Consider the following 14,217-nt stretch of genomic DNA (forward strand, 5'->3'; position numbering starts at 1 on the left):
GGTGCCCACCCTACCGCCATCGTCCAGGCACCCCGTGCCCACCAAACGTTTGCGTCCCGCATGTGTTTGGTGGGCGGAGGGCCGCCCATCTACGCCCGTTGACGACAAAGGAGTCCGGATGCAGCACGACATCAGCCTGATCACCACCATCGCCGCCGCCCTCGGTCTCGGCCTGATGTTCGGCATGCTCGCCGTGCGCCTGCGCCTGCCGGCCCTGGTCGGCTATCTGGCCGCCGGCGTCGTCATCGGTCCCGCCACGCCCGGCTTCGTCGCCGACGTGCACCTGGCGTCGCAGCTGGCCGAGATCGGGGTGATGCTGCTGATGTTCGGCGTCGGACTGCATTTCTCGCTGGACGACCTGCTCGAAGTGAAAGGCATCGCCCTGCCAGGCGCCGTGCTGCAGATCGCGGTGGCGACCCTGCTCGGCATCGGCCTCACGCACCTGTGGGGCTGGGATCTCGGCGCCGGTCTCGTGTTCGGCCTCGCCCTGTCCGTGGCGAGCACGGTGGTGCTGCTGCGCGCGCTGGAGGACCAAGGTCAGCTCGACTCCTTCAACGGCCGCATCGCCGTCGGCTGGCTCGTCGTGGAAGACCTCGTGACGGTGCTCGTGCTCGTGCTGCTGCCGGCCCTCGCCGGGCCGCTGGGCGGCAAGGGCGACAGCGGCGCTTCGCTGTGGCTGTCGCTCGGGACGACGCTGCTGCAGGTCGGCGCCTTCATCGCCTTCATGCTGCTGGTGGGCCGCAAGCTCTTCCCGTGGTTCCTGTGGCGCGTGGCCAGGACCGGCTCGCGCGAGCTGTTCACGCTGGCCGTGATCGCGGCCGCCGTCGGCATCGCCTACGGTTCGTCGCACCTGTTCGGCGTGTCGTTCGCGCTCGGCGCCTTCTTCGCCGGCATGGTGCTGCGCGAGTCGGAGCTGAGCCACCGCGCGGCCGAAGAGACGCTGCCGCTGCGCGACGCGTTCTCGGTGCTGTTCTTCGTCTCGGTCGGCATGCTGTTCGACCCGCGCGTGCTGGTCGAGCGTCCGCTGGAAGTGCTGGGCGTCGTCGCCATCATCCTCGTCGGCAAATCGCTGGCCGCGTTCGTCCTCGTGCTGGCGCTGCGCTACCCGCTCAATACGGCGATCACGGTGTCGGCGAGCCTCGCGCAGATCGGCGAATTCTCGTTCATCCTGGCCGCCCTCGGCATCTCGCTCGGCCTGCTGCCGCAGACGGGCCAGAACCTGATCCTCGCCGGCGCCATCATCTCGATCGCCGTGAATCCGCTGATGTTCAAGCTGGTCGGCCCCTTGCAGAACTGGCTGCGCCCGGACGCCGAACGCGCGCGCAGGATGGAGCGCTCGCCCGATCCGCTGGCCGAGCTGCCGATGACGGTCGCGCACGAGCGCCTGACTGGCCAGGTCGTGCTGGTCGGCTACGGCCGCGTGGGCAAGCGCATCGCGCAGGAACTGGATCGCCAGGGCGTGCACTACGTCGTGGCCGAACAGAACCGCGACATCGTCGAAGACCTGCGCCGGCGCGACCAGCCGGCCGTCGCGGGCAACGCGGCCGACGCGGCCGTGCTGATCCAGGCCCACATCGCGCGCGCCGCCATGCTCGTGATCGCGACGCCGGACACCTTCCACGTGCGCGCCATGGTCGACACGGCCAAGGCCCTGAACCCCGCCATCCGCTGCGTCGTGCGCACGCACAACGAGGAAGAGGCGCGCCTGCTGCGCGAAGAGACGGGCGGCACGGTGCTCGTCGGCGAACACGAACTGGCGCGCAGCATGACGCACCACGTGCTGGACGGGTTAGCGCTCGCGCAGGCGCACTGATTCCGCAGCCACGACGGCGATCGCGCAGACCATCGTGCTTCGCTCCATGATGCCGGCGGCCAGCAGCGCGACGCTCAGGCCCGCGCAGCGCCGTACGCAATGGCCGCCCAGGCGCGCGCCCTGCCGCAGCGCGGCGGCGAAGACGGGCGGCGCGGGCACCGCAGCGGGCGGAAGCAACCGACGCCGGCGCCATGACGCCGCATGCCAGCCGGCGCCCGCCACGCCGGCCGCCGCCGCCAGCACCGGCACCATCCGCGCCACCGGGGGCATGCCCGGCAGCGCCCGCGCCACGGCCGTGCCGATCACATACAGCGGCAGGCCCGAGGCCGTCCAGGCCACGGCCCACGCCAATCCGGCCGTCAGCGTGAGCAGCAACGGCCGCCACCGGCCCGTCCCGTCCAGCGTGGTCCGATAGCGCCGCAAGGCCGGCACGGCGAGCGGCAGCATCATCGGCACCATCATCGATGCCCACATCCGGGTGAAACCGGCCGCGGCATCGAACCACGACTGTCCGCACATCGGCAGCCATATCGTCGACATGGCCCACCCGCCGGGCATCGGTATCTCCCCTGTCATCGCGCGGGATATTCGTCGTGCCGCCGCCACCAGACGCCGTCCTCGTTGCGGCCCCTGGGTGCGCGGTCCAGCCATTGGTACATGCCCCACAGCCCGTCGAGGCCGCGCGAATACGCCGAATACGTGTGATACACGACGCCGTCCTCCAGCACGAATGCGCTCAGGCCAGGCCGGTCGCGCGTGTAGGTGGCGAGGTCGGTGCCGGTCGACGCGGCCTGCAGCTGCGCGGGACTGGCGCTGTCCTGCATCGTCCAGTCGGTCCTGGACGGGGTGCGCATCGGCGGCTCGCGGCGGTAGTTGTACTCGATGCCGCCTTCGCGCTGCTGCGTCTCGTCGAACCAGACGTTGAAGTCGGCGTTGAAATCCGCGCCGGCGTCCTGGTGCGCCGTCGCCCACGGGAACGTCCATCCCATGCGCGCCTTGTACGCGCGCAATCTGGCCTGCGGTGCGCGCGACACGGCCGTCAGCATCACGTCGTGGTTGGCGAGGTGCGTGGCGATGCCTTCGAAGCCATCGGCGATCGCCGAGCAGGACGGACAGCCGGCCGTGTAGTCGACGCCGAACATGAAGTGGTAGACAAGCAGTTGCGAGCGGCCCTGGAACAGGTCGGCCAGCGATGCGCTGCCGGCCTCGGTGTCGAACCGGTAGTCCTTGTCGATGCGGACCCAGGGCAAGGCCTGCCGCTGGCGCGCCAGCTCGTCGCCGCGGTGCGTGAGCTCGCGCTCCGCTTCCCACAGCCGCAGCCGCGCGGCCAGCCATTCGTCCCGGGTTCCCGTCTGGTGCATGGTCATCGTCTTTCTCCTGTTGGTTGAAGGTGCGGTGCTATATTAGGGACGACACGGCACACGACGGGAGTGACAAGTTTGGCGCGATTCCGATGGACTCGATGATCACGGCGGCCGCCCTGGCGCTGGCGCGCGGCGACGCGCTCGGCGCGCTGGACCGCGTCGCCTTGCGTGACGATGCATCCGCGCTGGCATTGCGCGGCATCGCGATGGCACAGCTGGGCGATCTCGCGCGCGCCCGCCTGCTGGTGCGCCGCGCCGCCCGCGCGTTTGGCGCGAAGGAAGCCGTCGCACGCGCGCGCTGCCGGCTCGCCGAGGCCGAGATTGCGCTCGCCGTGCGCGATCTGGGCGCCTGTGCGACGCTGCTCGGCGACGCGGGCCGCACGCTGGAAGCGCACGGCGACCACGCCAACGCGGCGCACGCCCGCTACCTGGAGATCCGCCGCCTGCTGCTGCTGGGCCGCCTCGACGAGGCCGAACTGCGCCTGGACGCGCTGGACCCGGCCCACATGCCGCACGCCCTGCGTGCCGCGCACGAGCTGACCGCGGCCGGCATCGCGATGCGCCGCATGCGCGCGCACGCGGCGCGCGCGGCGCTCGTCCGCGCGGCCGCCCACACGCGCGCCGCCGGCATCGCCGCGCTGGATGCCGAGATCGGCTGGGCCGCGCGCCTGCTCGATGCGCCGGCGGCGAGGCTCATCACGCCGGACGGCCGGCGCGACGTGCTGCTCGACGACGTGGAACGGCTGATGTCGTCCACCGCGCTGGTGGTCGACGGCTGCCTGCATGCCGTGCACCACCTCGCCACGGAGATCCCGTTGGCGCGGCGCCCGGTCCTGTTCGCGCTGGTGCGCACGCTGGCCGAGGCCTGGCCGCGGGACGCGCCGCGCGAGGCGCTGATCCTGGCCGCCTTCCGCATCCGCCATCCCGACGAGACGGACCGCGCCCGCCTGCGCGTCGAGGTGGGCCGCCTGCGCGCCGTGCTGCGCGGCGCCGCGGGCGTGCGCGCGACGCCGCGCGGCTTCCAGCTGGTGCCGCGCGACGGCCACGACGTCGCCGTGCTCGTGCGCCCCGTCGACGACGACCACGCACCCGTGCTGGCATTGCTGGCGGATGGCGAGGCGTGGTCCAGCTCCGCGCTCGCGCTGGCACTGGGCACCAGCCAGCGCACCGTTCAGCGATCGCTGGAAACGCTGGCGGCCGCCGGCAAGATCCAGGCGTTCGGACAGGGCCGCGCGCGCCGCTGGGCGATGCTGCCCCTGCCCGGTTTCGCGACAAACTTGTTACTCCCGACCGCGCTGGGCGCTCCCTAGAATGAACGTATGAAAACGACACCCGCCCACATCGTCCGCGAATACGGACCCTTCGACGACAAGCCCGGCGTGCACGGCGTCTCCTTCGACGGCAGGCAGCTCTGGTTCGCATCCGGCGACCACCTGAACGCGGTCGATCCCGACAGCGGCCGGCTGCAGCGCGCCCTCGAGGTCCAGGCCCACGCGGGCACGGCCTTCGACGGCCGCTACCTGTACCAGATCGCGGACAACCGCATCCAGAAGATCGATCCGGACACGGGCGCGGTCCTGTCGACCATCCCGACGCCGGAAGACGGCGGTGCCGGTCTCACCTGGGCCGAGGGCTCGCTGTGGATCGGCCAGCACCGGGCGCGCAAGATCCACCGTCTCGATCCGGAGACCGGGGCGATCCTGAACACGATCGAATCGAAGCGCTTCGTCACCGGCGTGACGTGGTTGAACGGCGAGCTGTGGCACGCCACCTGGGAAAACGACCGGAGCGATCTGCGCCAGGTCGATCCGCGCACGGGCGCCGTGCTGCAAAGCGTCGAGATGCCGGCCGGCGCGATGGTGTCCGGCCTCGAGTCCGACGGCGTGGACCGCTTCTTCTGCGGTGGCGGCGGCAGCGGCAAGATCCGCGCCGTGCAACGCCCCAAATAAAAAAAACGGCGGACATCGCTGTCCGCCGCATTAACTTGAGTTCAACTCAAGACCATCAAACAACCACCAATCTTTACTTTGCCGGCGGCCTTCAGGCCACCGCCTCCTCGGCGCACAGCTTGAGGCTGGCGTGGCGCGGCGCATTCAAACCTGCCAGCAACGCGTCCTGATGCTGTGCCAGCAAGTCGAACACGGCGTCCTTGGACAGCACGTACTGGTCCAGCAGCGTGTCCTTGATCGATACGATCACGTCCTCGTAGTCGCGGATCGCGTCCAGCGTGTAGTTGTACAACTCGTCCGATTTCTCTTCCACCTGGCGCAGCAGGTGCTCGCCGGAGGCGTCGTTGGAAAGCTGGCTGTAGTCGATCTTGGCGCGCGAATACATCGACAGGCGGCCGACCATCAGGTTCAGCATCTTCGTGATCTTTTCGATGTCGTTCTGGCTGCCCACCGAGATGCCGCGTGCACCATAAAACAGTTCTTCCGCCGCCACGCCGCCGTACAGGCCGATCACGTCGCGCTCCAGCTCTTCCAGCGTGCGCAGCGACATGTCGTCACCGGATTGCAGCACATAGCCCAGCGCACCGATCTTGGACACCGCTTCCGTGCTGATCTTCAGCAGATGCGACTTTTCCTTGACCTCGGCCAGGCTCATGCCGGCGCGCAGGAACGGATCGATCTGCATGAAGAAGTGACCCAGTTCGTGCACCGCGATGCGTTCGCGCTGCTTGTGCTTCTCGGCCGTCGTGGCGCGGTCCGTCAGGCCGATCGTGGCGCGCTCGTAGGCGCGGAACAGCAGGTCGGTGTTGATGATCGCCTTTTCCTGGATCGAGATCATCGACGCGCGCTCGACCACGGTTTCCAGCAGCGCCGGGCTCAGGTTCTGGGTCATTTCCGCGACCTGGTCCAGGTCGACGTCGTTCCAATCCACCAGACCTTCTTTCTTGCGCGACAGGAAGCTCTTCAGCAATTCGCGGCGCTCGGCCTTGTTCGGCAGGCGGAAATTGATCTTCACGGAGAAGCGGCGCAGCATCGCTTCGTCCATCTCCGTCGACGCATCGTCGAAGTTCGAGGCGACGACCCAGATCACGCCCGCGCCCTTGTCGCTCTTGACGCCGTCCAGCAGGCCCAGCAGGGTATTGGCCGTGTCGTCTTCCCATTTCTTTTCGCTGCGGCCGCGCGGCATGAACAGGCTTTGCGCTTCATCCAGGAAGATGATGCAGCGGCCCTTGCCCGATGCCTTGCGGTACAGGGCATTCAACGCCTTCGAACCGCCGCCGACATAGCCCGACTCCAGCGCCGAACCGGATGCCTGGATCAGCGGGATGTCGAGGCGCTTGGCCAGGTAGCCCACCAGCTTCGTCTTGCCCGTGCCGGCCGGCCCCGTCAGCATGACGTTGAACGGCTTGTCGATGTTGTGCTCTTTATAGAGCTCGCGGTTGCGGATCATGTCTTCCAGGTGCAGCACTTCCTGCTTGATGTCTTCCATGCCGATCAGGTCGTCCAGGCTGCCCTTGAGCTTGTCCGGCGTGATCAGCTGGCTGCTCATGCCCGTGCCCGGGATGCCGAATTTCATCGCGTACAGGATCACGGCCAGCACGGTGATGTCGAGCGCATGGCGCTTCAGGAAGTCGAGCACGTCGGCGCCGAAGCCTTCGCCCTCGTCCTGCAGGACGGCCTTGTGCGACGCCAGGTATTCGTCCTTGGCGATGGAATACGGGATCGCGTTCTTGAGCAGCACTTCGCGCTCCAGCGACAGGTGCGACGTGCTCGGCACCTTCACCACGTGCAGTTGCGGTGCGCCCTTGAACTTGAAGATATAGCGCGGCGAATCGGACAGCGGCTTCGCGACCAGCAGGTAGTCGAGACGGTCCTTTTCGGCGACCAGCTGGGTGATTTCGGAAATATTCTGCGAGTAGACGACCGGCGACGGATCCTGCGGGATATCGGCCTTGTAGATTGCCCAGCCCGTCAGCACGCCGAGCATTACGGCAGTCAAGATCCGGACATAAACATTCTTAAAGGCAATTTGAATTCGGGCAAAATTGGGCATATCGGTACTCTTACAAAGTCGAAGGTGCGTGATACTGCGGATATTGCGTGCCTTCCGAAGTGCCGAGTGGACGCGAAAGGCGGCGGTGCGGGGACCGCGGGGTATTCAAACGTGTGCGTTTGATATTGTTTTGATGCCCGAAGGCAATGGGGATATGGAGACTATACTCGCAAAGAAAAGCGACGTGTATACCGTGCGCCGAAAAAATTTTGAATCGCAACACGGGTGATCAAGTTGACATCGCATTTCATTGTCCATCCCACACATTCAATAAATAAATCGCAATAAGCCGATTCATACTTGGCTTTTTCTCAATAGCCAATCGATTAATTGATTGCATTTGCTTTATTTAAAAATGATTAACTTTGCCATCTGATTATCATGCTTTAACCGTACGTAACGGACGCAATGCACAGCGCATTTTTGCTATGCTGGGACCATCCGCATGACGCCGCCAACGGTCGCGCGGATGACGTCAGCCATTGTCAGACAATGCATTGATAAGGAATGACCGTGAAACGATACGCACTCGCCGCAACGCTCAGTCTCTTGATGGGCGGCACCGTCCAGGCCGCCGCCATTGACCTCGACAACAATCACGCCGTCGCCCGCATGCGCGGCGTGGCCGACCTGTCGACGGTAAGTCGCAACGAAGTGGTGGTACCACCGTCCCCTTCGATGTCCGAACTTCCGGAACCGGAAGTGTTTGCCATGATGCTGGTCGGCCTGATCCTGATCGGTTATCGGGCCAGCCGCGACAGCAGTGAGAAATTTAAATAAGGATCGAATCCTGAACTGTTCCGCAAGACGCGGAAAGTGCGGCGCCGCAAGGCGCCGTTTTCTTTTATGTGTATGCCTTTGGGAAAGGCTGGCCTCGACGGCATCAAGAAAAATAGATAGGAACGGATCGGCCGATTTCAAGGCCTTGATTTAGGCCGGCAATTCCTGGCACAACGCGTGCAATTTACTCAACGTCGCCCAATTGCGCGCCGTCGTCGCATCTCCCAACTGCTTGCCCAGCGCGGCGGCGGCCGTACTGTCGAGGATGCCACCGGGGCACCATACATAAGCGGCCCGCTCGCCCAGCGCCACCGCGCCCGGATGCCAGTCCTGGCCGCACAGGGCTTCGATGGCGTCGCGCGGATGGGGCGCCGCGAGGATGAAGGTCAGCAGGCGTGAATGATCGGTCGCCAGGTCCAGCAAGGGATTCGACGACATGATCCCGTCCAGTTCGTCGCAATCGAGTACGAGGGTGCGCGAGGCCACGCCGAGCTTGAGCACGAGCGCATCCTCGATCCCGGCCGCCACCGCCTCGTGCGCCCTGGCCGGACCGGTGAACACGACGTTCCCGCTGTTCAGCAGGCTGCGCACGTCGTCGTAGCCGAGGTCCGCGATCAGTTTGCGCAGGTCGGCCATGGCGATACGTTTCGCCCGCCCGACATTCACGCCTCTCAAAAGAGCAATGTAGCGTTTTCTGGTCATCCGGGCATCCTACCTCGCCCGGATTAAGACATCATTAAAGGCGGCGCGCGACAGCCTTACAACACCCGGCCTTCCGGGCGCTCACACCCGCCTTACCCGATGGTAATATCAATACATTGCAAAAAACGAAAGAGGGAAGCATGAGCGGTCCTTTCCAGCTCACGCCGCTGGCCGAGACCCGTCCGGGCATGGTGTTGTCCGACGTCGTACGCGACGGCAAGGGAAATGTATTGCTGGCGCAGGGCGTCGTCCTGACGGAATCCATGCTTGGCTCGCTGGGGCGGCACGGCATCGACATGTTGCCGATCCTGCAGGCCGTCCCGGCACCGCCGCCCATCGATCTGGAAGCGGTCCAGGCACGGCTCGATCACGTGTTCCGCCAACACGACCGCGACGACCTCGGCGACTGGGCCACCGGCATCCTGCGCCGCTACGTCGAAGATTACCGGCTGCAGCGCGAGGTGGCCGCATGAACCGGCTGACGCCCGAACAACTGGCGGCCGGCGTGCAAGACCTGCCGTCGCTGCCCGCCGTCGTCATGGAGTTGCTCAGCAGCATAGAGCAGGAAGACATCGACATTTCGGTACTGGCGAAAAAGGTGTCGTATGACCAGGCATTGACGGCCAAGACCTTGCGCCTGGCCAATTCGTCGTCCTACGGCCTGCAGGTCAAGGTCACGACGATCCAGCAAGCCATTACCTTTCTCGGCTTCCAGACGACGCGCAACCTGATCACGGCGGCCGCCATCACCGGTTGCTTTCCGAGCGGACGGTGCGCCGGATTTCATGACAAGTCGTTCTGGCGCCATTCGATCGCCACGGCCGCGTGCGCACGCGCGCTGGCGCGCCGGATGCGCTTCAATCAAGACATTGCTTTTACGGCTGGCTTACTGCACGACATCGGCCGGCTCGTGCTGGTGACGGGCCATCCGGAGGCGTATGACCAGGTCGTGGCCTGGCACGTGCAGCATGGCGGCGACTGGCAGGACGCGGAACGGGCCGTACTCGGCATCGACCACGTCGACGCGGGGGTGGCGCTGGCCGATCACTGGAATTTCTCGAGCACCATACGCCAGGTTATCGCCTGTCACCATACCCCCGACACCCACGGTGCGGGATTCCTGGCGGCAATCGTGCACGTGGCCAATGCCATCGTGCACGCACTCGATCTCGCCGGCGAAGACGACGAACTGGTGCCGCGCGTGTCCAACGTAGCCTGGGATGCGATGGGATTGAATGAGGAAGCCTATTTGCACCTCTTCCGGGAAACGGAATTGCAGTTCGGCGAGATGTCGGCCATCCTGATGGCTTGAAACACGCTGTTCAAGCCCAGGATGGCCGGCGGTGGTGACGGCAGCGAAGGCAAGCTTCGCGGCCGGGTCTGGCCGCAGGCATGACAGGACCGGCTGTCATGCCCGCAGCCTCAGTGCGCATAGTTGCCCGACGGCTTGGACGATGGCGAAGCGTCGTTCGATTGCGATTGAGCCGATTGCGCTTGCGGCTGACCTTGTTGCTGTTGTGCGGCCTGCTGAGCAGCTTGCTGTGCAGCTTTTTCCTCAGGCTTCGGGCGGCCTTGAGCGTCCGACAGACGATATTTGGTGCGACGGTCGCCCATCAGGTCACGCAGATCGCGGATGCTCATGCCAGTCACTTCGTGCATGCGGATCAGCAGCGATGCGCCGACCGGCAGGCGGTGGTGACGGATCTTGCTGATCACCGGAGGAGCGACTTCCAGCATGCGCGACAGCGCTGCATCGTTCTTCAACTGCATTTTGCCGAGCAGAATGTCCAGCAAGTGGTTGGGGTTGTAGCTTTCCTGGGATGACAAAGCATGATGTGCCATGATGACCTCGTGAATGGTTAAAATAGTTCTTTTACGAACCGTGTGTAATGACTAAGTTTCGTCAACATAAGTTCCCGGATCGCGTTATCGACTGACCAGGCCTCTGCCTGACATGCCGGCAACGCTACCGGACCGCGTGCGCTCCCTTGGCGGGAAGCGCGAAAACCAATGCAGCGTCGGAACCCTGTCCGGGGGCCGCGACCGGAACTGCGGTCGCCGCTGCGGTTTTTTGCACTCCCCGCTTCCCACATGCACTTGTTTTTCGGACAAATTATCAAACTCATATGCCGGGTTCACACTCGACCTGAGCACAAAATTCATTGGCCGAAATCAAGCTAACCGGTGGAAAGCTTGTCACATAGTCATTTCAGCACATGGTGACGAATTGTGGCGCACGCAAGTGTTTTTTTGGACTAATTTTGCAATTGCCGAGCTACACGAACTACTTGATTTACAACGAGAAACTTCTTCGAGTCGCGTTGGCAACTTTAAAGATAACAGCTGGCAAGGAAAATACAAGATTTAACAATGTAACCGACTGTACAGAACTTTATATGCGGAAAGTTCTAATTCCGCGGAGTACATAACGCCGGCGCGCACGGTCGCACGCACCCGCTTTTCCGGCCCGTATTCCGATTTACGGTAAACTGAACTTCCACTTGTCAAAGCATCAGGGAACGTCGAAAAACCGGTTGCGCGTTGCGCTCGCGGCGGTGTTCGAGGTCCCCAAACAGCACCTAAAAGCATTCCATGCAGAAAAAAGTATTCATCAAGACCTTCGGTTGCCAAATGAACGAGTACGACTCGGACAAGATGGCGGACGTGCTGGGCGCGTCCGACGGGCTCGTACGCACCGACACGCCGGACGACGCCGACGTGATCCTGTTCAACACCTGCTCCGTGCGCGAAAAGGCGCAGGAAAAAGTGTTTTCGGACCTGGGCCGCCTCAAGGAACTCAAGCGCAGCAAGCCCGACCTGATCATCGGCGTGGGCGGCTGCGTCGCGTCGCAGGAGGGCGAGGCCATCGTCAAGCGCGCGCCGCACGTGGACATGGTGTTCGGCCCGCAGACGCTGCACCGCCTGCCGCAGATGATCCAGCTGCGCCGCCACACGGGCGCGGCGCAGGTCGACATCAGCTTCCCGGAAATCGAGAAGTTCGACCACCTGCCCCCGGCCAAGGTCGACGGCCCCATCGCCTACGTGTCGATCATGGAAGGCTGCAGCAAATATTGCAGCTACTGCGTCGTGCCCTACACGCGCGGCGAGGAAGTCTCGCGCCGCTTCGAGGACGTGCTGACGGAAGTCGCCGGCCTGGCCGCGCAGGGCGTCAAGGAGATCATGCTGCTGGGGCAGAACGTGAATGCCTACCGCGGCCTGATGGAGTCGGGCGAGATCGCCGACTTCGCCCTGCTGCTGGAATACGTGGCCGAGATCCCCGGCATCGAGCGCCTGCGCTTCGTCACCAGCCACCCCAAGGAATTCACCCAGCGCCTGATCGACGCATACGCGAAGATCCCGCAGCTGGTCAACCACCTGTACCTGCCCGTGCAGCACGGTTCCGACCGCATCCTGCAGGCGATGAAGCGCGGCTACACGGGCCTGGAATACAAATCGATCATCCGCCGCATCAAGGCGGTGCGGCCAAGCATCTCGATCTCGTCCGACTTCATCGTCGGCTTCCCGGGCGAGACGGACGCCGATTTCGAGGCGATGATGAAGCTCGTGGAAGACGTCGGCTTCGACAACAGTTTCAGTTTCATCTTCAGCAAACGCCCCGGCACGCCGGCCGCCAACCTGGAAGACGATACCCCGCACGACGTCAAGCTGGCGCGCCTGCAGCGCCTGCAGGCGCAGATCGACGCCAATACGCGCAAGACCAGCGCGGGCATGGTCGGCAGCGTGCAGCGCATCCTCGTCGAAGGCCCGTCCAAGAAGGGCGGCGGCGAGCTCCAGGGCCGCACCGAGAACAACCGCGTCGTCAACTTCTTCCCGGGCGCTGCCGGCAGCGACACGCTCGTCGGCCGGCTGGTCGACGTGCGCATCACCGAGAGCCTCGATTACACCCTGCGCGGCGACCTGGTCGCCAGCATTGATACGATTGCCAAAGCCAGTTGAAAACACCCACCCAGCCTTCGTACTTCACCCCCGAGCCGCTCGATAACACGCGGCTCGCCCACCTCTGCGGACCGCTCGACGAGAACCTGCGCCAGATCTCGGCCGCCCTCGACGTGACCGTCTTCCGGCGCGGCGAACGCTTCATCGTCAGCGGCACCAACGCACAGCGTGCCGTCGAACTGCTCGAGCGTTTCTACGCCGTGGCCGACAAGGTCGTGCCGATCGAGGAGGTGCAACTGGCGCTCGTCGAACAGCGCGCCGGCCTGAAACCCAAGGCCGCCGACGCCGACGCGCCGCCGCCGCCGAAGGAACCCGGCGCCGCGGTCACCGAGGAAGCCGACAAGGGCGATGGCGCGGCCGACGACGAGGACCTGGTCAGCCCGATGCTCAAGACGCGGCGCCACGACCTGCGCGGCCGCACGCCGCACCAGATCCAGTACCTGAAAGCCGTGCTCGAACACGACATCAGCTTCGGCATCGGCCCGGCCGGCACCGGCAAGACCTATCTCGCCGTCGCCTGCGCCGTCGACGCCCTCGAACGCGACGCCGTCAAGCGCATCATCCTGACGCGTCCGGCCGTGGAAGCGGGCGAGCGCCTGGGCTTCCTCCCCGGCGACTTCGCGCAAAAGGTCGACCCTTACCTGCGTCCGCTGTACGACGCGCTGTACGACCTGCTCGGCTTCGACCGCACGCAGAAGCTGTTCGAGAAGCAGGTGATCGAGATCGCCCCGCTGGCGTTCATGCGCGGACGCACCCTGAACCACGCGTTCGTGATCCTGGACGAAGCCCAGAACACGACGGCCGAACAGATGAAGATGTTCCTGACGCGGATCGGCTTCGGCAGCAAGGCCGTCGTCACGGGCGACGTCACCCAGGTCGACCTGCATAAAACGCAGCGCAGCGGCCTCGTCGACGCCATGCACGTACTGAAGGACGTGCGCGGCATCGCCTTCACCCAGTTCTCCAGTGCCGACGTCGTGCGCCACCCGATGGTGGCCCGCATCGTCGACGCCTACGAAAAGTCCGCGTCGATACAGGAACTCGGCGCACTCCCGGGCACCCTGTCGGGTGCCCCCTTGAATAAACCAGCCACCCGCCATGTCCGCAAAAAAGCATAACCTCGAACTGGACGTCCAGTACCCCGACACCCGCCTGGAAGCGGACATCACGCCCGCGATGGTCGAGCGCTGGGTGCAGGAGTCCCTCCTCGGCCCGGCCGAACTGGCGATCCGCTTCGTCGGCGCGCAAGAAGGCCAGACCCTGAACCGCGACTACCGCGGCAAGGACTACGCCACCAACGTGCTCACCTTCGCCTACAACGAGGGCGCGGAACTCGCCGACGACGAACCGACCCAGGCCGACATCGTCCTGTGCACGGACGTGCTGCAGCGCGAAGCGGATGAGCAGAAGAAGACGGTCGAGGAACACGCGGCCCACCTCGTCGTGCACGGCGTGCTGCACGCGCAGGGCTTCGACCACGAGACGGACGAGGAAGCGGAAGAGATGGAACAGCTCGAGCGCGACATCATGGAAGTGCTCGGGTATCCGGATCCGTACGCGGAGAACGAATAACCGGTTCGCATGTGCGCGGCGACAAAG

The 14,217-nt window shown here is 64.8% G+C and carries 13 protein-coding genes and 1 pseudogene; 9 read left to right on the forward strand and 5 right to left on the reverse strand.

Annotated elements, in window-relative coordinates:
* Positions 1-118: 118 nt before the first annotated feature.
* A complete protein-coding gene (locus tag ACEN9Q_RS21525) occupies positions 119-1,813 on the forward strand; it encodes a cation:proton antiporter domain-containing protein (RefSeq protein WP_495625977.1) in 1,695 nt (564 codons plus the stop codon).
* Here the strand turns inward: ACEN9Q_RS21525 and ACEN9Q_RS21530 are convergent.
* Together ACEN9Q_RS21530 and ACEN9Q_RS21535 are read right to left on the reverse strand one after the other, a co-directional pair.
* The gene (locus tag ACEN9Q_RS21530; protein ID WP_495625978.1) at positions 1,790-2,353 is read right to left on the reverse strand and encodes a copper chaperone; all 564 of its coding nucleotides are present in this window, start codon (positions 2,351-2,353) and stop codon (positions 1,790-1,792) included. The genes ACEN9Q_RS21525 and ACEN9Q_RS21530 overlap by 24 nt on opposite strands.
* Positions 2,354-2,385: 32 nt before the next feature.
* Complete coding sequence (locus ACEN9Q_RS21535; protein WP_495625979.1) at positions 2,386-3,180, reverse strand: DUF899 domain-containing protein; 795 nt, start codon at positions 3,178-3,180, stop codon at positions 2,386-2,388.
* Between the two features lie 86 nt (positions 3,181-3,266).
* Between ACEN9Q_RS21535 and ACEN9Q_RS21540 the strand changes: the two genes are divergently transcribed.
* Positions 3,267-4,487 carry a helix-turn-helix domain-containing protein gene (locus ACEN9Q_RS21540; RefSeq protein WP_495625980.1) on the forward strand — a complete coding sequence of 407 codons (1,221 nt, stop codon included), beginning with the start codon at positions 3,267-3,269 and terminating at the stop codon, positions 4,485-4,487.
* A 9-nt stretch (positions 4,488-4,496) separates the two neighbouring features.
* The gene (locus ACEN9Q_RS21545) at positions 4,497-5,126 is read left to right on the forward strand and encodes a Vgb family protein (protein ID WP_056441308.1); all 630 of its coding nucleotides are present in this window, start codon (positions 4,497-4,499) and stop codon (positions 5,124-5,126) included.
* A 91-nt stretch (positions 5,127-5,217) separates the two neighbouring features.
* Here ACEN9Q_RS21545 and ACEN9Q_RS21550 read toward each other — a convergent pair whose 3' ends face one another.
* Entirely contained in the window at positions 5,218-7,179 is a 1,962-nt protein-coding gene (locus ACEN9Q_RS21550; protein WP_495625981.1) for an AAA family ATPase, read from the reverse strand.
* A 507-nt stretch (positions 7,180-7,686) separates the two neighbouring features.
* Here ACEN9Q_RS21550 and ACEN9Q_RS21555 point away from each other — a divergent pair.
* The gene (locus tag ACEN9Q_RS21555) at positions 7,687-7,959 is read left to right on the forward strand and encodes a hypothetical protein (RefSeq protein ID WP_229412686.1); all 273 of its coding nucleotides are present in this window, start codon (positions 7,687-7,689) and stop codon (positions 7,957-7,959) included.
* A gap of 150 nt (positions 7,960-8,109) precedes the next feature.
* On the opposite strand, the gene ACEN9Q_RS21560 is transcribed toward ACEN9Q_RS21555, so the two are convergent.
* Positions 8,110-8,661, reverse strand: a complete 552-nt coding sequence (locus ACEN9Q_RS21560; protein ID WP_056441313.1) for a DUF1697 domain-containing protein — start codon at positions 8,659-8,661, stop codon at positions 8,110-8,112.
* 140 nt (positions 8,662-8,801) lie between these two features.
* Here ACEN9Q_RS21560 and ACEN9Q_RS21565 point away from each other — a divergent pair, with 140 nt between their 5' ends.
* Both ACEN9Q_RS21565 and ACEN9Q_RS21570 read left to right on the forward strand, forming a co-directional pair.
* Positions 8,802-9,134 carry a hypothetical protein gene (locus ACEN9Q_RS21565; protein ID WP_495625982.1) on the forward strand — a complete coding sequence of 111 codons (333 nt, stop codon included), beginning with the start codon at positions 8,802-8,804 and terminating at the stop codon, positions 9,132-9,134.
* Positions 9,131-9,973: an HDOD domain-containing protein gene (locus tag ACEN9Q_RS21570; RefSeq protein WP_495625983.1), complete on the forward strand. Its 843-nt coding sequence runs from the start codon at positions 9,131-9,133 to the stop codon at positions 9,971-9,973. The genes ACEN9Q_RS21565 and ACEN9Q_RS21570 overlap by 4 nt, the downstream gene beginning before the upstream one ends.
* A 218-nt stretch (positions 9,974-10,191) precedes the next feature.
* Here the strand turns inward: ACEN9Q_RS21570 and ACEN9Q_RS21575 are convergent.
* Positions 10,192-10,503: pseudogene (locus tag ACEN9Q_RS21575) on the reverse strand (hypothetical protein); the annotation flags it as partial.
* Positions 10,504-11,253: 750 nt separating this feature from the next.
* Between ACEN9Q_RS21575 and miaB the strand changes: the two are divergent.
* From miaB to ybeY, 3 genes are read left to right on the forward strand one after another with little or no spacing between them, the layout of a single operon-like run.
* Positions 11,254-12,618: a tRNA (N6-isopentenyl adenosine(37)-C2)-methylthiotransferase MiaB gene (gene miaB / locus ACEN9Q_RS21580; RefSeq protein ID WP_495625984.1), complete on the forward strand. Its 1,365-nt coding sequence runs from the start codon at positions 11,254-11,256 to the stop codon at positions 12,616-12,618.
* Entirely contained in the window at positions 12,615-13,736 is a 1,122-nt protein-coding gene (locus ACEN9Q_RS21585) for a PhoH family protein (protein ID WP_495625985.1), read from the forward strand. The genes miaB and ACEN9Q_RS21585 overlap by 4 nt, the downstream gene beginning before the upstream one ends.
* On the forward strand, positions 13,717-14,190 hold the full coding sequence (gene ybeY / locus ACEN9Q_RS21590; RefSeq protein WP_495625986.1) for an rRNA maturation RNase YbeY: 474 nt from the start codon (positions 13,717-13,719) through the stop codon (positions 14,188-14,190). Before ACEN9Q_RS21585 ends, ybeY begins: the two co-directional genes overlap by 20 nt.
* Positions 14,191-14,217 lie beyond the last annotated feature (27 nt).

It is taken from the genome of Massilia sp. Masssp93, from assembly GCF_059491295.1.